This is a genomic window from Prochlorococcus marinus str. SB, from assembly GCF_000760115.1.
GTDB lineage: Bacteria > Cyanobacteriota > Cyanobacteriia > PCC-6307 > Cyanobiaceae > Prochlorococcus_A > Prochlorococcus_A marinus_D.
Genome location: NZ_JNAS01000002.1, coordinates 261824 through 283901 on the forward strand (window position 1 = coordinate 261824; position 22078 = coordinate 283901).

The window sequence follows — 22078 nt, forward strand, 5'->3', positions numbered from 1 at the left end:
TATTCATTAAAAATTATTATTCATATTTAATATGACAAATGTTAATGATGGCTCCGCAGAATTTTCTATTAGTGGAACTGCAGAAGTAGGAAATACTTTAAGTATTAGTGTAGATACGGCCGATCCTGATGGGACAGGAAATTTATCTTATAGCTGGCAAACATCTTCTGACAATTTCAACTCTTTAGGAGTTGGAACAAATTCAAAACTAAATTTAGAGAACGTAAATATTTTTGGTTCTGGTTTAGATGATTATGTTTATGATATAACAACTGGAGAAAATGGTAATGTATATGTTTCTGGTACTACACGTGGCTCTTTTGACGGTCATATAAATAAAGGGGATCTACTTACACGAGGATTCATTTCTAAAATCGATAAAGATGGAGAAAGAATTTGGACTAAATTTATTGAAACTGAAGAGATCGAAATAAATTCTAATACGCATGTATCGTCTCTTGCTATCGCTAGAGGATTGGATGGTTCAATATATGTGGGTGGAAGTGCACGCGGCAAATTAGACGGATACAGTCCAATTGGAAGTTATGGATATCTTCAAAAATATGACAAAGATGGGAATAAAGTTTGGACACAAATTTTTAATTCAACTAGTACTGGAGTAAATAATATAAATATTGGAAGAGATGGCTCTGTCTATGTTGATGGCTATACCTATGGTGATTTAGTAGACAGAAAAACAAATGAGTGGTCTAGAGCAGTTTTCATAGCTAAATATGATAATGAAGGAAATCAAAATTGGATTAAATTACTGAATTCGCCCGACAAAAGTGACGTTGTTAGTGATTCAGTTATTTCAAAAGATGGAAACTTATATGTAACAGGGAGTACTGAGGGTAATCTCAACGGAGAGATTAATAAAGGATCCCGAGATATTTTTATTTCAAAAATAGATCAAACAGGGGATCTAGTATGGACTCGATTATCAGGAACAGTGACTGCTGACGAAGCGTCATCGATAACTCTTGATGATGAAGAAAATATTTATATTGGTGGTTATACAAATGGAAATTTAGACGATAAAAGTAAAATAGGCCCTTTAGGTCAACCTGATGCTTTTCTAATTAAATACGATGAAGACGGAAGAAAATTATGGACGAATATATTTGGTGCGGATTCCATATATAGTGATGATTCTTTACATTCACTAGTCTTCTCAAAAGATGGCAATATTTATGGTGCAGGCACAACTCAGTTTGAAACTTTTGGAAACAGTAATATTTTCATTAAAAGTTTTGACAAAGACGGCGTTCAAAACTGGTCAGAACTTTATGGACACAATTATACCTTTGCAGGCAATCAGGTAAAAAGTTTAGTTTTTAATAATAATAAATCTTACCTAATTGGTAATACCAGATTAAATCCAAATGGAAGTGATGGGACATTTGTCGGCAAAGAGAATATTGGTGGTTATGATTCTTTCCTAATTCAATTTACAAATCCCTCTTTTGTTCAAGAAGTAAGTACCTCAAATACTTACACAGTATTATCTAAAGATGAAGGACAATTTATAAAGGCAGTAATATCTTATGAAGATGCTCAAGGTTTTGATGAAACAGTTACTACTTCTAGTTCTAGTATTCCTTATGTAGATGATGGAGATGCAAGTTTTTCTATCGTTGGAACTGCAGTAGTTGGAAATACATTAAGTATTAGTAAAGATTCTAAAGATCCGGATGGAACTGGCACTTTAAGTTATAGCTGGCAAATTTCTTCTGATGATTCCACCTGGAGTGTTGTCGGCACAGATAGTACTTATGAAGTCTCTGGAAGTGATGAGGGTAAATCAATTAAGGCTGTAATTTCTTATCAGGATGCTCAAGGTTTTGATGAAGCTGTAATTACTTCCACCTCTGCTATTCCTATTCTCAACAATGGGATTGCAGAATTTTCTATTAGTGGAAATGCAGAAGTAGGAAATACTTTAAGTATTAGTGTAGATACGGCCGATCCTGATGGGACAGGAAATTTATCTTATAGCTGGCAAACATCTTTAGATAATTCCATATGGAGTGTTGTCGGGGCAGATAGTACCTATACAGTTGGAGCAATTGAAGAAGGTAAATCATTAAGAGCAGTAATTTCTTACGAAGATGATCAAGGTTTTGATGAATTAGTCATAACCTCTTCTTCTATTGTTTCTGCAATTAAAAATGATGGAGAAGCTGTATTTTCTTTAGATGGAACTAAAGAAGTATCTTATATATTAAATATTTCTGAAGATGAAGCAGATCCCGATGGAACCGGTTCACTATCTTATCAATGGCAGTCATCATTAGATGGAAATTCATGGACTAATGAGAGCGAAGAGTCTTATTACCATATTAAATATGATGACTCTGATAAATACATAAGAGCTTTGGTCTCATATGAAGATGATCAAGGATTTAGCGGGTCAGTAACAACTGATTCGATTCATATAGAAAAGCACTCTATTCAATCCTCAATTGAAAGTTTAGAAGAAGAATTAGAGGATGTTACTTATTATAGTGATCTAGATATTACCGGTTATAGGCATAGATTTGGCTCTTCTAGCGGAGATACTATGCGCAGTTCTGATGGGTTTGAAATTATTTGGGGACTAAAAGGAAATGATTATCTGGAAGCAGATGGATCTGGTTATACAGACGAACAAATTCTTTTAGGAGGAAGTGGCAACGATACTTACGAAATAGACAATGGGGCATATGGGGCAACTGTGATCTATGAAGCCCCAAATCATGGTAGTAAAGACAAGATTTATTTAGGAAGCAATTATTATTACTATGGAATCTTTGGCACTATAGATAAAAAGCATCTTTTTGCTACAGATGGAGGTCATGGCCTTATCATTATGGATGCTTTAGAAAATAAGGGTATTGAGAAAATAAATATTGGTGGAAATGAATATTCTTCTAGCTCTTTTTTGAGAAAGATGAAATCATTTCCAGGTTATTTAGGAAATGTGAGTTGGAGTCAAATGAAAAGTCAATTGAAAACTCTTTATGGAAATGATATTGGGAATCAGTATTACAAAACAGTTAAAAAAGCAATTTCTGATATAGCCAGCGCTGTTAAAAAAGTAGAAAGTAGTAAAAAAGATAGAGAAGAAGAAATAGAAGATGATATAGCTTCACTAGAAAGCCAAGCAAATGATCTTGATGTAACAGTAAAATCTTCATCTTCAATGACATTAAAAGATGAATTCAAGAATTTAACTCTTACAGGTGAAGAGAATAATGATGCTACGGGAAATTCTCTAGACAATATTATTACTGGAAATTCTGGTGATAATATTCTTGATGGAGGATCTGGAGATGATTCTTTAAAAGGAGGAGATGGCGATGATACCTATTATGTTGATAGCAAAGATGATCGTGTTACAGAAAAATCAGGAGAAGGGAAAGACACTGTAAAATCCTCTGTTGAGTGGTCTCTTGTTGAAACTAAATATATTGAAAATTTAACTCTTACAGGCACATCCCATATTAATGCTCATGGTAATGAGTTAGATAATACGATTAGAGGAAATTCTGGAGATAATAAACTTTATGGAAAAGATGGAGATGATAAGTTTTATGGAGGAGAAGGTAATGATAAAATTTATGGCTGGAAGGGAGAAGATATCATTTATGGAGAAGATGGTGATGATTACTTAAAAGGACATTACAGCAAAGATAAATTATATGGAGGAGCAGGAGACGATACTTTATTGGGCGGAACAAGCTCCGACATGCTTGATGGAGGAGAAGGAGATGATGAATTATATGGAGAATCCAGTGCTGACAAATTATATGGTGGTAGTGGAAATGATATTTTATATGGTGGAACAAGTTCTGATGAACTCTATGGAGGAGATGATGAGGACAAGCTTTATGGTGGTAGCAGTTCTGACATTCTTTATGGAGAAGATGGAGATGATTATTTAAAGGGACACTCCAGTGCCGATAAACTTTATGGAGGTAATGGTAATGATTATTTAAGGGGAGGATCTAGTTCTGATGAACTCTATGGCGGAGCTGGAGATGACCGGTTAAAAGGAGAATCCGGCAGCGACAAAATGTATGGAGGAGATGGAGATGATACTTATTATGTGAGCAGTAAAAGTGACAGTGTCACAGAAGAAGAGAATGAAGGAACTGATTTAATTTATTCCTCAGTTACATTTACAGCATCTAGCAATGTAGAGAATCTAACCCTTACTGGTAAAGGCAATATCTCAGGATCTGGTAATGATCTAGCTAATACGCTTACTGGAAATGATAAAGCGAACAAGCTTTATGGCAAAAGTGGTGATGACACATTATATGGAGGAAAAGGTAACGATAGATTATATGGCTCAGAGGGAGCCGACATTCTTTATGGAGACAGCGGTAATGATTATCTAAAAGCACATTCTGGTAATGACATTCTCTGGGGAGGTACTGGTAAAGACTGGCTAAGAGGAGGAGAGGATAATGACAAACTTTATGGAGAATCTAGTTCTGACAAGTTATATGGAGAAGATGGAGATGATGAATTATACGGAGGATCTAGTGCAGATTCTCTGTATGGAGGAGTTGGTGACGATTATTTAGATGGAGGTTCTAGTGCCGATAAACTTTATGGAGGAGTTGGTAATGACCAATTATATGGCGGATCTAGTGCTGATAAACTCTATGGTCAAGATGGGGATGATTATTTAGAAGGTGGCACTAGTAAAGATATGCTTTCTGGAGGTAATGGTAATGATGAATTACATGGAGGAACAAGTGACGATAAACTTTATGGTGGTGCTGGAGCAGATCAATTATATGGTGATACAGGTGATGATTACCTAAAAGGACACTCTGGAGCAGATGATCTATATGGTGGGGAAGATGATGATTATCTAAGAGGCGGAGATGATGGAGATACCTTATATGGAGAAAGTGGCGATGACTTATTAAAAGGAGAAGATGGCGATGATATTTTGTATGGTGGTTTAGGTAAAGATGATCTTTATGGTGGTAGTGGAAATGATGTTTTTGTATTAACTCCAGGAAGTGGTTACGACAGAATTAGAGATTTTGAAGAAGGAGATAAAGTAAATTTAAATGGTATTGATAATAATCAACTCGGAGTTTTTGACAGTGGCAAAAATCTTAAGGTCTATACAGATGAAAATAAAAGTGATTTGTTGGCAATAGTTTATGGCTACAATTTATCGGATTTAAATGGTGTAGGTATAACAGATATTCTTGTTTAAATTAAAGATGGATCAATATCTGATTTTATTTTTTGATTTGGATAGAGACTTTTAGATAAGGTTACTGAGTCAAAATGGCATTTATAAAGGGGCGAGCTAACCTCCAAAGTTATCCAAAGCTATACAAATCCTCGCCCATTCCGCGCCCGCAGAGATTTTAAGACAAATGAGAAATAAAAAAGCGAGTTGGGAGACTCGCTAGTATGACTTGGTTTTTAAGAGTCGGGGCGACAGGATTCGAACCTGCGACCTAGTGCTCCCAAAGCACTTGTATGTAACTTTGAGAAAAATATAAGAATATTGATTATAACTAAGGTTTTCTATTGTGTTGGAATGTTTCTGAGTCTCAAATTCATGCCTTGCGATCGCATGAATTCGCATGAGATCGTCACTTAGCTACCCCTCTAGCTACCCCTTTTACACCCGAGTGCCTTCTTGTAGTTATCACCCCAAAAAATAATTGATAGTCGCTATTGAATTCCAAGAAGAAAGAATTAATGCTTTGGAAGGTAAAAGAATTATTGAAATAGAGGCTGAGTGAAGTTTTCTTTTTAAATAATAATCATGAATATGATTTTCATTATCAAAATATTATTTAAAAGGTTTGTTATTGTTTTGCTAAATAATATTCATGAACATGATTATCATTTTTAAAGTTTGTTAAATAATATATTTCTTTATTAAATAAAAATGATAATCGTTTTTTATTTTTATTTTATAAAATTTATAAATTATTACTAGCATTGACTTTTAGTGATATATTGTTTATATTTAGAAATAAATTTTTAAATTATGGTTATTACTTTTACAAAACATTTATTAACAGATACTTTGATTTTAAACGAGAAAGAAGTTTGTCCAGGTTGTGGTTGTGTTTGTCCTTGCGAATGTACAGATTGTGAAGAATGTTCACCATGCAAAGATCATTAATTTAAATAGAAAAATGAATTCTAAAAATTTTTTTCATAAGAACTTAAAAGTCTCTTTAATAATCTTCCCTGTATATTTGTTTTTTATTAGTATCTATAATCCAGTATTTGCTCATCATCCATTTGGTATGGGTGAGAGTTCCACATTAACTTCCTGGCAGGGATTTATCAGTGGTATTGGTCATCCCTTATTAGGTCCAGACCATCTCCTTTTTATTTTGGCAATAAGTCTTATTGGATTGAGATTCCCAAAAAAATGGATATTACCTTTATTAGGTTTTGGTTTAATTGGAAGTGCTATTGCGCAAATTTTGTCATTGCCAGAATTTATGATTCCCTACGCAGAAGCATTAGTATCTTTAAGCTTAGTTTTAGAAAGTTTGATAATTTTGGGCTATTTACCTAGCTCATTACTTTTACCCATGATCTCTTTGCATGGTTACTTGATAGGAGGTGCAATTGTTGGTGCTGAGCAAAGTCCTCTATTAAGTTACTTTTTAGGAATATTTATAGGGCAAGGATCTTTGCTCTTAATAGTCCTATACTTATCAGAGCATATTGGAAAAATTTTAAAGAATAAAAATTTGGTTTCGGGAATTTTAATTGGTATTGGAGCAGCCTTTTCATGGGTTGCACTTATTGACTAATAAGTGTTCTAAAATTTTTGGGGAACAACCTAATTGATGGAATTGTCAATAATAGGCACTAGATAAGTAAGTGACGATCGCAACAACTGTATCCTAGCTACCCCTCTAGCTACCTTTTCGCAATATGAGACGAGTTATATTATTTCTAATCTATTGGTATGACTGATCGGGGCGACAGGATTCGAACCTGCGACCTAGTGCTCCCAAAGCACTCGATCTATCATACGTAAAAACTCAATATTTCCTTACTATAACTAGGGTATAGGTAAGTGGTGCGAGTGGGTTTGAGTCTCAATATTGTAAAAGTATATAGTTCTACATACAAGGTATATAGCCTCAGCTACCCCTACAGCTACCCCGTGATCGACCTAGTGCCTTCCATGAAATATGTCTCCAAGATTCAAGGCGATAGATCATTGGAGACAATCTAAAAATAAGTAAAAAGGTTTAAGGGGAAATTAAAAAGGAAATAAGATTAAATAAAAAATAAGTATTGAATGTAAAGTAAATATGAAATAATTACATCAAATAAATTTGATAATATAAAATTAATTTGTTGGGTTTTAAATGGCTATTAAAGATCATAAAAGTTTGCAAGACTCAAAAATTCTTCTTGTAGAGGATGATAAGAGTATTAGGCTGACAGTCAGTGAGACATTGAATAGTGAAGGTTTTAGAGTATTAAGTTTCAAAGATGGTTTAATTGCATTAGATTTTATTACTAATGATTATAAAAATGATGTTGACCTAATAATTCTCGATTTAATGTTGCCAGGGTTAAATGGATTAGAGTTATGCAGAAAAATAAGAAATGAAGAAAATTATACACCCATACTAATTTTGAGTGCTAAAGATAATGAATCAGACAGGGTTCTTGGTTTAGAGGTTGGTGCAGATGATTATTTAACAAAACCTTTTGGTTTAAATGAATTAATTGCTAGATCAAGAGCCTTAATAAGAAGATCTAAACGTAATAAAAAAAATATAGAAAACTCAAAAACCGTCATAGAGTTTAATCATATAAAAATGTTTCTGGAAGAATGTAGGGTAACTTCTTTCGATAGAGAAATAACATTATCTCCAAAAGAATTTAAATTATTAGAATTATTTATGAAAAATCCAAAAAGGGTATGGTCAAGAGATTTAATACTTGAAAAAATATGGGAAATTGACTTTATCGGTGATACTAAAACTGTAGATGTTCATGTTAGGTGGCTCAGAGAGAAATTAGAAGAAGATCCCTCAGCCCCAAAGTTTCTTAAAACTGTTAGAGGTTTTGGATATAAGTTCGGATGAGAATGAAAACGCTACAAGAGTTATTAACTTTCTTTTATGAGAAAGGGAAAGCCAAGGTTAAAGGATTTTCAAAAAATAATAAAAATATTGAATTAACTAAAAATAAGAACCAACAAATTTTTGATTTTCCATTTGATAAAGTTAAACCACACCAACTTTTATCTTGGTTAGATTATTCATCTCAAGGATGGATAATTTTGTCTTCTGATCTAACAATAAAATTTATCAATCAGAAAGGTTTATCTCTAATTAAGTTTATTAAATATAAAGATGTTATTGGAAAAGCAATTAATGATATTAATGATCTCGAAGTACTAAGAAATAAGATTTTATATTCAAGAAAAAAAGATTTCCCAATCAGCCTAGATTGCACTATTTCGGGGGAACCCATTTCTGTAAATATTGTTAGAGCAAGGAAAAAAAATTATTTAATATTGTTGGAGAGTAAATTATCAATTGAATCCATAAAAAAAAGACAGAATCAATTAATCAATGATGTGTCTCATGAACTGAAAACACCTCTTACATCTCTTATTTTGATAGGCGAAAGATTGGAAGCAGTAGTATCAAAGAAAGATAGATATCTTGTTAAAAGACTTAAGAAAGAATCTAAAAGATTAAGAAAAATGGTGGAGGAGACTTTAGAGCTTTCTAAGCTAGAAAGTACTGAGACTTTTAATAAAAACAAAAAAATATCTATTTCAGATTTGATTATGGAATCTTGGCAAACCTTAAAACCGCTTGCAGAAAAAAAAGATATAAAAATAAATTTATTTATACCAACAAAATATTATATATCTGGTGATATCGAAAATTTAAAAAGAGCTTTCATAAACATTTTAGATAATTCTATTCGTTACTCCCCAGTTAATGAAGAAATTCAAATTGAAATTTTTAAGAGAGATAGCTCTGTTGTTATCAGAGTTAGAGATAAAGGCATTGGACTAGAGGGAAATGAATCTAATGATATTTTTTCTCGTTTTTATCGTGGGGATCCATCAAGGACTAAATTTAATAAAAGTGGTAGCGGTTTAGGTCTTTCAATAACAAAAAAAATAATCAATAACAATAAAGGTTTTATTAAAGCTTTTAATCATAAGGATGGTGGAGCAATTTTTGAAACTATCTTTCCTTGTCTTAATACAGATTTATAGGATGGTAAGAATAAAAAACAAATAGAGAATTTTAAAGAGAGTTTACACATCTCTTAAATTAAAAAAAAATTGTTTACGTATTTTGAGATTTTTTTGTATAAAAGTTAAAAATTAATCTATTTTTATTCTCAAATATTTTTAAATCCAGACGAAAAAAGCTCTAATCAAGATTTAGTTTAAGAGAGGGTTAAGAACTAATTAATTAAAAGATAAACTTTTAATTAAAGAGTATTTGTGTTCAAATTAAGTGCTATAAATATCATGTCTATCATTTGATTATTCAAAATGAAATTAGCTAAAAAAGTCTTTTTACTAGCTTCAACAATGACTCTGGTTGCTTCTTGCGGAACCTCAACTTCTTCAGTGAGGTTAAGTGGTGCTGGAGCATCTTTCCCTGCCAAGATTTATACTAGATGGTTCAAAGATTTATCAAATGATGGAGGTCCAAAAGTAAATTATCAAGCTGTTGGTTCTGGTTCTGGAAGAAAAGCATTTATTGATGAGACTGTAAACTTTGGTGCTTCTGACGATCCTATGAAAGATAAAGATATTGCAAAAGTTACTAGAGGTTTAGTTCAGATCCCTATGGTTGGTGGAACTATTGCTTTTGGATATAACTACGATTGCGATTTGAAACTTAGCCAAGAACAAGCAGTCCAAGTAGCTATGGGTATGATACAAGATTGGCAAGAACTTGGATGTGCACCTGGAAAATTGACTTGGACTCATCGTTCTGATGGTTCAGGTACAACTAAAGCTTTCACAAACTCTATGGAAGCGTTTTCAAAAACCTGGACTTTAGGTACTGGTAAATCAGTTAAGTGGCCAGCAGGTGTTGGTGCTAAGGGTAATTCTGGTGTTGCAGGTGTTATTCAAAATACTCTTGGTGCAATTGGTTATGTTAACCAGTCCTACATTAAAGGTAATGTCAAAGCTGCTGCACTTCAGAATCTTTCTGGAGAATATGTAAAGCCTACTGTTGAGGCAGGAGCTAAGGCTCTTAATGGTATTACTTTAGATGAAAATCTTGCTGGTAAAAATCCTAATCCAACAGCGAAAGGAGCATATCCTATAGCTTCATTAACATGGATACTTGCTTATGAAGAGGGTAATGGTAGAAACACTAAAGCTATCAAAGAAGCCTTTAATACATTGTTAAGTGATGAGTATCAAGATAAAGCACCATCACTAGGATTTGTTCCTTTGAAAGGCGATATTCTTGAGAAATCAAGAGCTGCTGTAAAAAGAATCGGTAAATAAATCGTAAGACAATATTTAAAAGGAGGAATTTATTTCCTCCTTTTTTTTATGCAAACAAATATTTTGACAAGCCTAATATTAAAGAAAAAAGAATGAGTATGTATGTTGGAACTATTTTTAAAAAAGATAATAGTGTGGAGATTAAAACTAAAAAAATAGAGCTAATTAAAAAGAATTTTGATGAAAAACCATCTTCCATTAAATTAAATCCAGAGAAAATAACTGCACCAGGAATTGTATTGATCACTCCGTCGATAAAGTAATTAATCGATTTAATACTGTTTTTTATTAAGCCTTTTCCAAAAATAAAAATCAATAAAAAACTTGGTAAAAAAATTGCAAAAGTTGATATAAACGAATACTTTAAAGCTTCATTTATTCCTCCGACCGAAAACCCTGCTTTGTATCCAATAAAACTTGTAATTAATAAGACAGGACCAGGCGTTATTTGGCTAATCATTATTCCATCTATAAATTCATTATTTGTTAACCATCCTTGCGAGATAACATAATCACTCATAAGAGGAATGATTACTAATCCACCTCCAAAAATAAAAAGTCCCGTTTTAAAGAAGAAAAAAAACAGATTTAGATAATCTACTAAAAACTTTGAGTTTATAGACTCTCTTAAAAAATTATAAAACTTTGATATATCTAAAAAGACCGAGTTAATCAAAATTGAGGTTGTTGAAAATATAGATAAAGGGACCAAGCTATAAAAAATATTTTTGAATTTCTTTAAAAATATATTTATCAATCCTGCAATAGTAAGAATTGTTATGAGTGGAAATTGAATACCATTATATTTGGCAAATGTAAGTAGAAATAATATTGAGCTAGAGAATAATATTCGATCAAACTTTAATCTTTTTTTTAATAGAACTAATGAAAATGAAAAAATTATTCCTGCAATAACAGGCGGATTAAAGTAAATTAAATCGGTTAAGAATTTTGATCCAGAACCAATTTGCCAAAAAAAACTAAGAGCTAATACCGAAACGAATCCTGGGATAATGAAACTTATACCGGATACCAATCCACCAAGATAACCATTAATTTTTAAACCCATATATATTGCCAATTGAGTAGATATTGGTCCTGGAAGTATTTGACATAATCCAATACCTTTTTCAAAAGATTTAGTTGAGATCAATTTTTTATTATTTATAAGTTCATCTTCGAATAAGGAAATATGAGCATAGGGTCCACCAAAACTTAAAATACCAATTTTTAGAAAAGTTTTTGCGAGTTCAATTAAGGATATTTTTGCCATTAAAATATTCTAATTCCTAAGAATTAGTCTTTATGGAGCTGATAGGCTTTGTTTGAACGAGGGTAATTTAAGACTGGAAATCCAAGATAAGAATATTAAAAGTGATGAAAAATAAAGACAATATTGAAAACCAAGACTTGCATTCCTCCCAATCATAAATAATAAGCCAGAGAGTAATGTTCCAATTAGTCTTCCAGCAGCATTTGCCATGTAATAGAAGCCAACATTTAAACTGACTTTTTCATTATCAGAGTAGGCCAAAATCATATAAGAATGTGTAGAGGAATTCATTGCAAAAACAAATCCAAAAATAGTGAGTCCTAAAATTATTGCTATCGATGGTGAACTTTCTCTCCATAATGCGACTCCTATCAAAGATGGTATGACCATTAATACGGCACTCCAAAATTGGATAGCTTTACGATCTGGACTTTCTTTCTGGCCCCACATCTTTCTAATTACTGGAGCCGAAGCCTGAACAATTCCATAACCTATTACCCAGGCCCCAAGAAATAATCCTATTTCCATGTAGTCCCAACCAAATGCCATATCAAGGAATACTGGAAGAGCTACAACAAACCAAACATCTCTTGCTCCAAAAAGAAAGAATCTTGCTGCTGAAAGAATATTTATTGCATTTGATTTTGAAAAAAGATCATTAAAAGCTGGTTTGGTTTTCATCTTGCCAATTTCTCCAGGCAAAATTAATGTCAATAAAAAGGCTAAGCATAGTCCAAAACCCATAATTCCTACAGCATTATTGAATCCAAATAACTTATATAAAAGTCCACCCAAGAAAAAGCCAACTCCCTTAAGAGCATTTTTAGATCCAGTTAAAATAGCAACCCATTTAAAAAGTTGTTTTTGACCAGTATCATTGCCATCATTTGTCTCTGGAACTACTGTCTTAACTGCACTTTTAGCACTCATTTTGTTTAAATCTTTTGCTATCCCACTAACTGCTTGAGCAACCATAACGTATGCGACGCTAAAAATTTCTGGCCAATTTTCCTTAACTGGAATAAGCATAAAAAGAGCGATGATTTGCAGGATAGTCCCAATCCATAAAGTAAGCCTTAAACCATATCTTGCTCCTATCCAACCACCGTAAAGATTAGTAATTATTCCAAAAAACTCATAAAAAAGGAAAAGTAAAGCAATTTGTAGAGTTGTGTAACCTAGCTCATGAAAGTGACCAACAACTAATAATCTTAATGCGCCGTCAGTGAGAGTGAACGCCCAATAGTTTGCTGTTACAACACTATATTGTTGAATATTAGATAACTTCATAAAGACATAAATTAAATTTCTTTTTTGATTACATATTCAGTAAGATCTGCAAGTCTGCAGCTGTAACCCCACTCATTGTCATACCAAGCGTATATCTTTAATAAATTTGAATTAACAACCATCGTTGATAAACTATCAACTATTGAACTTCTAGAGTCATTTACATAATCTGCAGAAACTAAAGGTCTTTCTTCGTAGCCAAGAATTCCTTTTAAATAAGTTTCTGAAGCTTCCTTAAGTGCCAAATTTACTTGTTCAACTGCCACTTCATTATTAAGTTCAAAAACTGCATCAGTTAAAGAACCATTAAGTAGAGGAACTCTTACTGCATGACCATTTAATTTTCCTTTTAATTCTGGGAAGATCTCAGCTATTGCTTTAGCAGATCCAGTAGTAGTAGGTATTAAACTTTGCATACAGCCTCTTGCTCTTCTTAAATCACTTTTATAAAAATCAACAGGAACTTGGGTGTTCGTGACATCGTGAATAGTTGTAATAGCGCCATGTTTAATTGAGAAATTTTCATTAATTACTTTTACTATCGGAGCTAAACAATTTGTAGTGCAGGAAGCTGCAGTTATTAATTTATGTTTGGAAGGCTCATAAAGACTTTGATTTATTCCGTAAACAATATTAAGTGATTCCTCTCCAGCTACAATTCCTTTTACTGGACAAGCTACTATTACTCTTTTCATTCCAAGAGAATCAAAATAGGGATTTAGTTTGTCTGGCTTTTTATTCTTTCCTGTACATTCCAAAATAATATCTACAGAAGATTTTTCCCAAGCAACATCAAGGTAATTTTTAAAAGATGTGTAAGCTAATTTCTTTCCATCAATTATTATTTCTTCTTCATTAACCTTTATATCTTTCGCCCATCTACCATGGACTGAATCAAATTCGAGTAGATGTGCAGCAGCATTCGAATCTCCCGCTATCTCATTTATATGAGTTATTTCTATATCAGCTCTATCCCATAATGCTCTGAAAACTAATCTGCCAATTCTTCCAAAACCATTAATTCCAATTTTCATAACTTTGAAATTTTCTATAAAAATTATACATCAAAATATTTTGATGTATCAAGATGTTTTGATTAATGAAATCTTTTTTGTTTAAGCTATATTTAGGAAAAATTTAATTACTTTAAAATTGTTAAAAGATATTAGCAAAGTAAAAAAAGAAAATATATCTAAATTGATGGTTTCATTTTCTGATCCTTTAAGGCTAGAAATAATTGACCTAATGATGGATGGAGAAGTTTGTGTTTGCGATATTATGAAATTAACTAAGTTATCTCAATCAAGAATTTCATATCACATAAAAATTTTGAAGGAAGCTGGTCTTATCTCAGACAGACAAGAAGGTAGATGGGTGTATTACAGCCTAAATAAAGAAGCTCTCTTTTTGATCAAGGAATGGATAACTTCTTTGACAGATTATTCTTCAAATAAAAAACGTTGCTGCGAATAAATTATATTTTAGATTTTATTAATTAACTTCTGATTCCCTGTCATAAGTCATTCCTGATTGTTCCATCCACTCAGCTTTAGTTTTGCAATTTTGTTTGTGATTAAAGATGTGAAACCCTTCAATAATAATCATTATGGATAAAAGCAAAACAGGAATAAAATATACAGGTGAAGATATTACTTCTTTATATTTGATTTGAGCAATGAATTCCCTGTATTTAAACATCCCCACAATTTCTATTTAATAAATAATATTCACTTATGGTTAAGTAAAGTTAAAGAAAGATTTTTATTAAAAAAATTAAGTTTAAGGATGTTTACTTAGAAAAAGAAGAAAATAAAACTTTAACCAATAAAAGCGAAAAGGACTAAATCTAAAATTAGAGAATTATTTAAATCAATAGAAGCACTAGAGGGCAATCCAACTAGATTTGTAGATATTTAAATTCTTTCCTTGTATATAGAAAAATAGGCACAAAGTAGATCAAAGTACTTCGTATGAGCTACCCCTAGAGCTACCCTTTCGCAATATGAGACAGTAAGCAATAAAAAAGCGAGTTGGGAGACTCGCTAGTATGACTTGGTTTTAAATGGTCGGGGCGACAGGATTCGAACCTGCGACCTAGTGCTCCCAAAGCACCCGCTTTAGCTTTTTACTTTTGTTTCTAGTCCTATTAATTTCATAAGAACTTTTGCATTACTTGCAACTGCAGAATATTGTTTTTCTTGCATCGCTTTGTGCATCGCAGTCTCTAAAGTACATAATAATTTTGCTGTCATTTCAGGACGATTTAAGTCCCCTTCTTCAATATCATCTTTCAGCAAAAGATAAGCATTAGAAGTGATCTGCCTGGCTCTTCTTCTTGATATTCCATATTTCGCGGCAACAAGGGAAGTAATAGATGAATACGCCCGTCCTTCAGCAACTAGTTCAGCAGCATGTGCAATTCTTAATTCAGTTTCTTGTTTAGTTGCTCTTTTAGTCATTACTACTTGGTTTGCCTATCTTTGCATCTAGCTCTTCTAGATGGCAGATAGGAAGCTTTTTAACTATATTCTTAATATATACCTTAAATATAAAGAATAGGTATAATAAAAGTGTTCCTATAACAGGCATGGAGCAGCTTAGAGGGGTGTTGCGCAGCCCCCTCTTAATATTAATTAGTAGAGATAAAATATAATTAAATAATGAGTTAAATCAATAGCTATCACTTAAGTATTATTATTAATTCAAAAAAGACCCATTCACTCTAGTTCTCACTCTAATTAGTTAATACTTTGTAATATTTACTCCTAAAAGCTAGTCATACCAATGTATTTTAAAATACATAAAATCCCTTGGTAAGGGAGAGGTCTCGGGTTCAAGTCCCGACGAGGGCACTTGAGAAGTTGATTAATATAATTGAGATCTCGTAGATCAGCATTTTAACTAGAATTCAAATATATTTAAACTAGTCTGCCTTTAGTAATGCCACTATCGTCATATCGTATGCACAAAATATATATTGCAGCAATCATGAATTATGGTCTTGGTTCTGATGATCCAGAGGAGTTGGCCCACTACAACAAAATCAGAAAAAAGATGGATGATATGAAAAGACAACCAATTAAAAAAGGAATTTCTCTAAATTGGGATGCCCCAGAAGTAATGGATAAATGAACCTGAATAATTTTTTATTAATTGATGGGAGTTTGATGCTTATTGGTCTACCTTTATTGATGATTCTTAGAGGCAGAAATTGATCAAAATTTTAATACATTTTACCCATATTTAAATTCAATCGTTGATCCTTTATCCGTATATGGGAGTACCTCAAACCGTACATATTTATTAGTCGAATGGCCTTTCTAACTAGTTAGAACATAGATGTAGTCGTCATGAGCAAATGTCTACGAAATCCACACTAAAAGAAGATCATAAATCTGAGATTGAAGAAAGATCTGAAGAAGAACTTCTTGAGGAAGAAATCAGGAATCAGCAAACATTGGATAGCTTTGTTGAATCTGATAAAAACTGGAGCTGATTAAATTTATTTATTTAAGAGAAAGTTATGAACTTTAAAAGATCACCATTCTCAATTCTAGACAAAGACAAAAGAGAAATGGACTATATCAAAGGAGTTTACAAGAGAAAAATTCAAGCTGAAATTGAATCTTATAAAGATCCCGAAGACGAAGATAAGAGAGATACAATCCAAGCTCAAGATGTATTGATGCTTGATAGGATCTCAATTTAGTTATTTTTTTTCTTCTTCTTATCTTTCTTTTTCTTCTTTACCTTTTCATAAACCTCATCAGCCTTCTGTTCAATATTGTCCAGCTTATTTGAAAGTTCCTTGATAGCTTCTGATTTTCCCTCTTTAAATACTGTATCTTTTACCTCAATAATTTTAACTGGCTCTTCATAAACTAAAGCATCTTTTGTCTCTTCAGTTTTAATTACAAACTTACCTTTGATGAAATTGGCTATAAAAATAAGAACAGGAACATGAGCTAGACCGCCTATTACTATTCTTGTATCTGAATAAGCCATTTAATAGTTATGAGAACTGAGATATTTAAGCATAAATTTAATTTTTAAATTCCTTTTATTAAGCCAATAAACATTTGTAATCATCTGTTGATTCGTAGATCAATAATCTTGCTATTAATTAAATAGAGACTTTTTTAAAAAATGCCATTAGACGTATTTCTAATGAACATGTGTGTTGTGGTAATAGCGTTGCTTATCAGAAGAGAAATCAAACTTAAGAAGGCGAGATAAATTATGAAAACACAAATTTTAAAAGAGCATTACATTCCAAATATCCATGCTATTACTCTTTTACTAATGCTTCTTCTATGTCTATGGTTACCTCTAGCACTAAGATTCTTATTAATAATTTAATGGAATTAATTAGTTAATACTCTTATCCTTGAACTCTTCTATACCCTAATTTTGTTTTAAAGATCTTATATGGAAATCGTGTTTCGAATTATTTGTATGGATTTAAATAATTAGTATTTCGACTACTCAGAAACCCAACTTGTGATTTTCGTTGTGCTATAAATATGCCCTCCAGACTCTATATTCTTAATAGTTTCAGGATCTGAAAAAACATGCTTAGCTACACCTTCTTCAGCTTGATGAATAACAATAACTTCTTTTGGATCAATTAAACTTTTGCCACGATATAGAGGAGTTAGTCCTACCGTTTTATGAAATTCATCTATCTCTGGACTATCAAACATTTTTACCCACTCCTCAAATGTATTTGAAAGTTTAAAGGTGAAAACAGTGGTTTCAATAGTCATAAAAAAAAGCTAATTGCTATTTATTTTAGATCGACTGTCAATAATCAAGAAAAAACTGATGGATAAGGTGTTTGTCCATTCATTAGTGATGTATCAATTAGTTTACAGATATTCATCAGAGCATCTTGTCCAAAACCTGGACCAGAGGGACCGTCTATAAACTCCTGAAACTCCTCAGCTGAAATACCCTCTTTTACTTCCCAAAAACAATATACAGGACCATTTTTAGTTACGGCATTTGCAGAATGGTTAAAAAATCCTTTTTCTTTATTAGCTGCTACCGCATCATCCCATCCACCACTTGGTGACATTGCCGCATAAGCTGTTTCCCACCATTTTTCAGCTTTTCCTGCCTTAAATTCATGATGAACAATATAAAAAGTTGATGCCATAAAAATAATATTTGAGCTGATAATAAAGTTACTTGATATAAGTAAAGGGAAGATTAATTTATTTTGAATTCCTAAATAAAAAAAGGGGGCTAAAAGCCCCTTGCGATCGACTGTAAATATATACAATCTAAATCAGAATCCAGATATTGCTTCATAGAAATCAGCATCTGGCAGTATTTCCTTCAAGGGTTCAATCTCATTGGCAGGGCCTTGGACCTGCACAGTAATATCTGACACTTCAAAAAGCTTGGGAATCATATGTCCCATATTTTTGAGATGAAATATAGCGGCGGCGCCATTTTTATATGCCTCTCTTACATAAGCCTTATCTGAACCACATGTAGTGATATTAAAAAAAAGGCAGTCTGGTTCATTAGCTTTTGTCAGTACCAAAATTTCTTCTAAAAGAGCTATGCACTGGTCCATCTTCCCATCCTTGATTGTGAAGTGGGGATGGATAGAAACCATGGTTGTATCAAGAGACATTAATTTATAGATATTTCTCCTATCTTTTTAGCAACTAATCTTTATGAACAAGTTAAAAATATGGATTATCTAAAAATTAAGAATTTTAATTTTGTATCGCATGTACCGTTTATGCGCTTTTTGGAAGCTATTAATTGGATATGAGTTATTTTGCTGAACCAAACCATATTGAATATGATGCATGGTTCGATGAAAACATCGACCCAGTGGATCTTATGAATTACTCAGATGAAAAGGAGTTCAGTGATTTGGTACACTTTAAGTTCCATAAGATGTCTACTAGAAATTTAACGATTGGTTCTTCTGATAATTTTCACTGGTAAGTAAAAGATTTTTCACTACATAAATATTTATGAATCTTACGCAGAATATGTTCCATCACTTTCTCTTCTTGCCTTAGCTAAAACAATTTCATCTACAACTTTTTCAATCATGTAAGCACTTTTTTTACCAAAACATTTTTCTTTTTTAATACTCTCAAAATCATTTGGGATTAAATCATTACGTTCACAACAATCGCATTTAATATCAATTTTCTTACCTCTGAAAACCTCCAAAGCTCTTGAAAAAATCCATTGCTGGACTGAAATACTTTCCCAACTATCAAAATTAGACCATTCTTCAAAATCCCTATTAAGGATGCCTTTTAATCCATCAGCCTGATTTACATATACTAAGTATGAATCTTTTCTTGGTTCATCATTAATACCAATTGTTTTGACAGAATTTTGATTCATTAAATATAGATTAATTGAGTAGCCTTATAAATCTAGAGGATAATTTCAAAAATATAAACAAAAAAATATCTCAAATAAGATCATTAATTGCTTTATCCAATCTAGAAGTATGTTTTGTATTTTTGAGTAATTCAAAATCCTTAAAATCAAAGCCCGGGCCAACACAACAACTCACTAATGTAAATTCGCCTGTACTTTTTGCAGCTTGCCAATATCCAGATGGGATCATTTCTACTGGATTATTGGAATCTAAAATTAAATTTCTTATTAACTTATTATCATTATCTAGGCACCATAAATTCAGAGGGTCGCCCCTTAAATAAATCCAAATTTCATCAGCATTATTTACTCTGTGCCAAGCACTTTTTGCATCTCTCTCCAAAAGATAATAAATTCCCGTAATAAAGTTTCTACTTTGGCCATCTTCCCTTTTTAGAGAATTCTCACTTCTTACTATCTCTCTAAACCATCCACCCTCAGGATGAGGAGATAAATTGAATTGTTTAATTATTTCTATGTTTTTTTTATTAGGATTCACATCACAAAATATCTTTTAAATTTCTCATATACTTAAAAGCTAACTGAAAAAAATCAAAATAAACTATATTTTCAAAAACTTAAGCACAAATAACTGACAAATCTACAAAATTTTTATTTTCATCTGCCAGCTCAGTAATGATTCTATTCAGCCATTCAGAGGTGGTTTCACAATAGCCTACATTTAAAATAGTTTTTTGCTTTGATGTTTCTTTTTTATTCATAGTTAAAGTATTTTTATATAAATTAGTCTTTAATTAAATCTATGTGAATAAGTCTTAATTACTATCTATTTTAAAAAGTTGTATTTAATACATATTTAAGAACTGCTAGTAAACAAATAAAATTAAATCGTTGACAAGAAAATGTATACAAGTAAGAGTAGAAAAAATTTATTATTAAACCTATGAATAACATCAAGATTGAGGAATTGATGAAAGTAAGGTTCGATGGTATTGCTAATAGAATTGGCCAATTAAGCAAAAGGGAAAGTGAGTCTTTATTGCTTGAGCATCTTGAGTGGTTGGAGGGAGGATGGGAGACTGAAGAAATCTTATTTTTAAAAAAGCCCTACAGAAAATGGTGGTTCTAACTCCACTTCTATAAATAATTAATGATGGCCTAAGGGACCAGGGCCAGAGCCTATTTTATAAGAATTGTCTAAAGATTTCTCAACAAATAATTTTGCTTTTTTTATGGAATCAAATAGATCAAAACCTAAAGCCTTGTAACCACAAATAGCAGCACTCAAAGTACAGCCGCTACCGTGGGTATTTTTTGTATTTATAAAATTATTAAATAGCCACTTCTTTCTACCATTTAAGTCAAGGAAAAAATCCTTCCCTTTCATATCTTTTAAACCGCCACCTTTTATAAGTACCGCTTTAGCTCCAAGACCAATAATTTTTCTTGCTGAATTTTCGATATCTTCTTTCCTCCTTATTTCTAAACCAGAAAGTAGATTTGCTTCGTAAATATTTGGAGTTACCAAATCAGCAATTGGTAATAAGAGATTTTTATAAGCATTAATAGCAGAATCTTCCAGTAATTTAGAACCAGTTCTTGTAACCATTACTGGGTCAATAATTTTGGTTATTTTGTATGTATTTAATTTTGAAGCAGTATCATTAATTATCCTTTCATTTAATAACATTCCAGTTTTTAAGGCATCAATACCAAAATCAGCAAATAAAGTATCAAACTGATTTAATAAAGTATTCTTCTCTACTGGCTGAACGCACGAAACCTCTACACTATTTTGTGCGGTAATACATGTAATAACAGAACATCCATGTACTTTAAGGGCCATGAAAGTTCTCAAGTCAGCCTGTATACCTGCTCCACCACCGGAGTCACTACCACCTATTGAAAGTGCAATTTTAGAATACATAATTTATTAAATTGTTTTTGAAAGTACCATAAGTAAATTTTAATTTAAATCAGAAATCTGAATATGCATTAAAAAAATCTAACTCCAATTCCATAGCTCTTCTGTATAAATATTTGGCCTGATTAATATCATATGTTCCCTTATTAGTCTCAATAAGATTTTCAAGCGAATCTGCTAGCTTTTCAAAGCTCTCATCAGAATAAGTAATTATCCATTCTTTATATTTAATGTCAAAATCCTCCTTATACAATCTTTTTCCTATCCAAGAATAAAGTCGCATACATGGAGTCATTGCAAACATTATTTCAATAGAGCTAAGTCTTTTGGAAGTATCATCAAGAAAATCTGTATAATTTTTAGTGGCTTTTTTTATATAGTTATTAGACAAATCAATATCCCATTCTTTTGCATACGTTTCATGAAGTATTAACTCCTCTGAAACTCCCATTAACAGCTCACTTAACTTCCTTATTGAGTACTTATCTTTTGATTTAGAAACTGCAAGACCATAAGCCTTAGCAAAAGTCTCTAAAAAGAAATAATCTTGAGCTAAATATTCTTGAAATATATTTTTAGGGAGACTTCCATTCTTTAAACCTTGAACAAATTTTGTATTTAAACTTAGTAAAGCAATCTCATAATTATCCTCCCAAAGTTTTTTTGTTATTTTCATTTTTTTGATTTTTAGATATTCTAA

26 protein-coding genes are annotated in these 22078 nt (G+C 32.0%); 12 read left to right on the forward strand and 14 right to left on the reverse strand.

The features are described from left to right. The first annotated feature begins 31 nt into the window (after window positions 1-31). The 6 genes from EV02_RS09100 to pstS all read left to right on the forward strand — a co-directional run bounded on the left by EV02_RS09100 (window position 32) and on the right by pstS (window position 10510). On the forward strand, window positions 32-5224 hold the full coding sequence (locus EV02_RS09100) for an SBBP repeat-containing protein (protein ID WP_052043487.1): 5193 nt from the start codon (window positions 32-34) through the stop codon (window positions 5222-5224). Between the two features lie 792 nt (window positions 5225-6016). Then, entirely contained in the window at window positions 6017-6154 is a 138-nt protein-coding gene (locus EV02_RS09490; protein ID WP_173028028.1) for a hypothetical protein, read from the forward strand. Next, a complete protein-coding gene (locus tag EV02_RS04805; protein ID WP_011863180.1) occupies window positions 6096-6800 on the forward strand; it encodes a HupE/UreJ family protein in 705 nt (234 codons plus the stop codon). Before EV02_RS09490 ends, EV02_RS04805 begins: the two co-directional genes overlap by 59 nt. Window positions 6801-7367: 567 nt before the next feature. Then, window positions 7368-8096, forward strand: a complete 729-nt coding sequence (locus tag EV02_RS04800) for a response regulator transcription factor (RefSeq protein WP_032519547.1) — start codon at window positions 7368-7370, stop codon at window positions 8094-8096. 2 nt (window positions 8097-8098) lie between these two features. Then, a complete protein-coding gene (locus EV02_RS04795; RefSeq protein WP_241433706.1) occupies window positions 8099-9250 on the forward strand; it encodes a PAS domain-containing sensor histidine kinase in 1152 nt (383 codons plus the stop codon). A 285-nt stretch (window positions 9251-9535) separates the two neighbouring features. Continuing rightward, window positions 9536-10510, forward strand: coding sequence for a phosphate ABC transporter substrate-binding protein PstS (gene pstS / locus EV02_RS04790; protein WP_032519549.1), 975 nt, complete (start codon window positions 9536-9538; stop codon window positions 10508-10510). 46 nt (window positions 10511-10556) lie between these two features. On the opposite strand, the gene chrA is transcribed toward pstS, so the two are convergent. Genes chrA through EV02_RS04775 form a run of 3 tightly spaced genes read right to left on the reverse strand, consistent with a single transcriptional unit; the run spans window position 10557 to window position 14107 of the window. Then, window positions 10557-11783, reverse strand: a complete 1227-nt coding sequence (gene chrA / locus EV02_RS04785) for a chromate efflux transporter (protein ID WP_032519550.1) — start codon at window positions 11781-11783, stop codon at window positions 10557-10559. Between the two features lie 30 nt (window positions 11784-11813). Beyond that, the gene (gene arsJ, locus EV02_RS04780) at window positions 11814-13073 is read right to left on the reverse strand and encodes an organoarsenical effux MFS transporter ArsJ (protein ID WP_032519551.1); all 1260 of its coding nucleotides are present in this window, start codon (window positions 13071-13073) and stop codon (window positions 11814-11816) included. Window positions 13074-13084: 11 nt separating this feature from the next. After that, complete coding sequence (locus tag EV02_RS04775; protein ID WP_032519552.1) at window positions 13085-14107, reverse strand: ArsJ-associated glyceraldehyde-3-phosphate dehydrogenase; 1023 nt, start codon at window positions 14105-14107, stop codon at window positions 13085-13087. A gap of 166 nt (window positions 14108-14273) precedes the next feature. Between EV02_RS04775 and EV02_RS04770 the strand changes: the two genes are divergently transcribed. Continuing rightward, window positions 14274-14546 (forward strand): ArsR/SmtB family transcription factor, encoded by a 273-nt coding sequence (locus EV02_RS04770; RefSeq protein ID WP_052043505.1) that lies wholly within the window; start codon window positions 14274-14276, stop codon window positions 14544-14546. A gap of 18 nt (window positions 14547-14564) precedes the next feature. Here the strand turns inward: EV02_RS04770 and EV02_RS04765 are convergent, their stop codons facing one another. Together EV02_RS04765 and EV02_RS04760 are read right to left on the reverse strand one after the other, a co-directional pair. Beyond that, window positions 14565-14771: a hypothetical protein gene (locus tag EV02_RS04765; RefSeq protein ID WP_025890999.1), complete on the reverse strand. Its 207-nt coding sequence runs from the start codon at window positions 14769-14771 to the stop codon at window positions 14565-14567. Between the two features lie 419 nt (window positions 14772-15190). After that, a complete protein-coding gene (locus tag EV02_RS04760) occupies window positions 15191-15532 on the reverse strand; it encodes a hypothetical protein (RefSeq protein ID WP_032519555.1) in 342 nt (113 codons plus the stop codon). Window positions 15533-16013: 481 nt separating this feature from the next. On the opposite strand from EV02_RS04760, the gene EV02_RS0108720 reads away from it, so the two are divergent. The 3 genes from EV02_RS0108720 (at window position 16014) to EV02_RS04755 (ending at window position 16782) form a co-directional block, all read left to right on the forward strand. Next, entirely contained in the window at window positions 16014-16205 is a 192-nt protein-coding gene (locus EV02_RS0108720) for a hypothetical protein (protein WP_032519556.1), read from the forward strand. Between the two features lie 226 nt (window positions 16206-16431). Further along, the gene (locus EV02_RS09495) at window positions 16432-16569 is read left to right on the forward strand and encodes a hypothetical protein (RefSeq protein WP_193742620.1); all 138 of its coding nucleotides are present in this window, start codon (window positions 16432-16434) and stop codon (window positions 16567-16569) included. A 27-nt stretch (window positions 16570-16596) separates the two neighbouring features. Further along, the gene (locus EV02_RS04755; RefSeq protein WP_032519557.1) at window positions 16597-16782 is read left to right on the forward strand and encodes a hypothetical protein; all 186 of its coding nucleotides are present in this window, start codon (window positions 16597-16599) and stop codon (window positions 16780-16782) included. Here EV02_RS04755 and EV02_RS04750 read toward each other — a convergent pair. From EV02_RS04750 to EV02_RS0108730, 4 genes are all read right to left on the reverse strand, one after another. Further along, window positions 16779-17078, reverse strand: coding sequence for a hypothetical protein (locus EV02_RS04750; RefSeq protein WP_032519558.1), 300 nt, complete (start codon window positions 17076-17078; stop codon window positions 16779-16781). The two genes, EV02_RS04755 and EV02_RS04750, sit on opposite strands and share 4 nt — an antisense overlap. Before the next feature lie 476 nt (window positions 17079-17554). Continuing rightward, entirely contained in the window at window positions 17555-17839 is a 285-nt protein-coding gene (locus EV02_RS0108725) for a DUF3764 family protein (protein ID WP_025887482.1), read from the reverse strand. 44 nt (window positions 17840-17883) lie between these two features. Further along, entirely contained in the window at window positions 17884-18231 is a 348-nt protein-coding gene (locus EV02_RS04745) for a hypothetical protein (RefSeq protein WP_032520460.1), read from the reverse strand. A gap of 132 nt (window positions 18232-18363) precedes the next feature. Beyond that, window positions 18364-18657, reverse strand: a complete 294-nt coding sequence (locus tag EV02_RS0108730; RefSeq protein ID WP_152556881.1) for a hypothetical protein — start codon at window positions 18655-18657, stop codon at window positions 18364-18366. Window positions 18658-18857: 200 nt separating this feature from the next. Here EV02_RS0108730 and EV02_RS04740 point away from each other — a divergent pair, with 200 nt between their 5' ends. Then, a complete protein-coding gene (locus EV02_RS04740; protein ID WP_032520461.1) occupies window positions 18858-19040 on the forward strand; it encodes a hypothetical protein in 183 nt (60 codons plus the stop codon). 36 nt (window positions 19041-19076) lie between these two features. On the opposite strand, the gene EV02_RS04735 is transcribed toward EV02_RS04740, so the two are convergent. The 3 genes from EV02_RS04735 to EV02_RS09500 form a co-directional block, all read right to left on the reverse strand. Next, complete coding sequence (locus EV02_RS04735; protein ID WP_032519560.1) at window positions 19077-19454, reverse strand: hypothetical protein; 378 nt, start codon at window positions 19452-19454, stop codon at window positions 19077-19079. Window positions 19455-19524: 70 nt separating this feature from the next. Beyond that, on the reverse strand, window positions 19525-19992 hold the full coding sequence (locus EV02_RS04730; RefSeq protein WP_052043488.1) for a cupin domain-containing protein: 468 nt from the start codon (window positions 19990-19992) through the stop codon (window positions 19525-19527). A 79-nt stretch (window positions 19993-20071) separates the two neighbouring features. Next, window positions 20072-20215 carry a hypothetical protein gene (locus EV02_RS09500; protein WP_193742621.1) on the reverse strand — a complete coding sequence of 48 codons (144 nt, stop codon included), beginning with the start codon at window positions 20213-20215 and terminating at the stop codon, window positions 20072-20074. A 182-nt stretch (window positions 20216-20397) separates the two neighbouring features. On the opposite strand from EV02_RS09500, the gene EV02_RS09305 reads away from it, so the two are divergent. After that, complete coding sequence (locus EV02_RS09305) at window positions 20398-20583, forward strand: hypothetical protein (protein WP_032515599.1); 186 nt, start codon at window positions 20398-20400, stop codon at window positions 20581-20583. 18 nt (window positions 20584-20601) lie between these two features. Here EV02_RS09305 and thiD read toward each other — a convergent pair whose 3' ends face one another. Both thiD and EV02_RS04720 read right to left on the reverse strand, forming a co-directional pair. After that, entirely contained in the window at window positions 20602-21381 is a 780-nt protein-coding gene (gene thiD / locus EV02_RS04725; protein WP_032519562.1) for a bifunctional hydroxymethylpyrimidine kinase/phosphomethylpyrimidine kinase, read from the reverse strand. Window positions 21382-21430: 49 nt separating this feature from the next. Next, entirely contained in the window at window positions 21431-22054 is a 624-nt protein-coding gene (locus EV02_RS04720) for a TenA family protein (protein WP_032519563.1), read from the reverse strand. Between the last annotated feature and the right edge of the window lie 24 nt (window positions 22055-22078).

Excerpts from the sequence above, each read along its gene's own strand:
- EV02_RS09100 (WP_052043487.1), top strand. The coding sequence starts at position 32 with ATGACAAATGTTAATGATGGCTCCGCAGAATTTTCTATTAGTGGAACT.
- EV02_RS09490 (WP_173028028.1), top strand. The coding sequence starts at position 6,017 with ATGGTTATTACTTTTACAAAACATTTATTAACAGATACTTTGATTTTA.
- EV02_RS04800 (WP_032519547.1), top strand. The coding sequence starts at position 7,368 with ATGGCTATTAAAGATCATAAAAGTTTGCAAGACTCAAAAATTCTTCTT.
- EV02_RS04795 (WP_241433706.1), top strand. The coding sequence starts at position 8,099 with ATGAAAACGCTACAAGAGTTATTAACTTTCTTTTATGAGAAAGGGAAA.
- pstS (WP_032519549.1), top strand. The coding sequence starts at position 9,536 with ATGAAATTAGCTAAAAAAGTCTTTTTACTAGCTTCAACAATGACTCTG.
- chrA (WP_032519550.1), bottom strand. The coding sequence starts at position 11,783 with ATGGCAAAAATATCCTTAATTGAACTCGCAAAAACTTTTCTAAAAATT.
- arsJ (WP_032519551.1), bottom strand. The coding sequence starts at position 13,073 with ATGAAGTTATCTAATATTCAACAATATAGTGTTGTAACAGCAAACTAT.
- EV02_RS04775 (WP_032519552.1), bottom strand. The coding sequence starts at position 14,107 with ATGAAAATTGGAATTAATGGTTTTGGAAGAATTGGCAGATTAGTTTTC.
- EV02_RS04770 (WP_052043505.1), top strand. The coding sequence starts at position 14,274 with ATGGTTTCATTTTCTGATCCTTTAAGGCTAGAAATAATTGACCTAATG.
- EV02_RS04765 (WP_025890999.1), bottom strand. The coding sequence starts at position 14,771 with ATGTTTAAATACAGGGAATTCATTGCTCAAATCAAATATAAAGAAGTA.
- EV02_RS04760 (WP_032519555.1), bottom strand. The coding sequence starts at position 15,532 with ATGACTAAAAGAGCAACTAAACAAGAAACTGAATTAAGAATTGCACAT.
- EV02_RS0108720 (WP_032519556.1), top strand. The coding sequence starts at position 16,014 with ATGCCACTATCGTCATATCGTATGCACAAAATATATATTGCAGCAATC.
- EV02_RS09495 (WP_193742620.1), top strand. The coding sequence starts at position 16,432 with ATGTCTACGAAATCCACACTAAAAGAAGATCATAAATCTGAGATTGAA.
- EV02_RS04755 (WP_032519557.1), top strand. The coding sequence starts at position 16,597 with ATGAACTTTAAAAGATCACCATTCTCAATTCTAGACAAAGACAAAAGA.
- EV02_RS04750 (WP_032519558.1), bottom strand. The coding sequence starts at position 17,078 with ATGGCTTATTCAGATACAAGAATAGTAATAGGCGGTCTAGCTCATGTT.
- EV02_RS0108725 (WP_025887482.1), bottom strand. The coding sequence starts at position 17,839 with ATGACTATTGAAACCACTGTTTTCACCTTTAAACTTTCAAATACATTT.
- EV02_RS04745 (WP_032520460.1), bottom strand. The coding sequence starts at position 18,231 with ATGGCATCAACTTTTTATATTGTTCATCATGAATTTAAGGCAGGAAAA.
- EV02_RS0108730 (WP_152556881.1), bottom strand. The coding sequence starts at position 18,657 with ATGGACCAGTGCATAGCTCTTTTAGAAGAAATTTTGGTACTGACAAAA.
- EV02_RS04740 (WP_032520461.1), top strand. The coding sequence starts at position 18,858 with ATGAGTTATTTTGCTGAACCAAACCATATTGAATATGATGCATGGTTC.
- EV02_RS04735 (WP_032519560.1), bottom strand. The coding sequence starts at position 19,454 with ATGAATCAAAATTCTGTCAAAACAATTGGTATTAATGATGAACCAAGA.
- EV02_RS09500 (WP_193742621.1), bottom strand. The coding sequence starts at position 20,215 with ATGAATAAAAAAGAAACATCAAAGCAAAAAACTATTTTAAATGTAGGC.
- EV02_RS09305 (WP_032515599.1), top strand. The coding sequence starts at position 20,398 with ATGAATAACATCAAGATTGAGGAATTGATGAAAGTAAGGTTCGATGGT.
- thiD (WP_032519562.1), bottom strand. The coding sequence starts at position 21,381 with ATGTATTCTAAAATTGCACTTTCAATAGGTGGTAGTGACTCCGGTGGT.
- EV02_RS04720 (WP_032519563.1), bottom strand. The coding sequence starts at position 22,054 with ATGAAAATAACAAAAAAACTTTGGGAGGATAATTATGAGATTGCTTTA.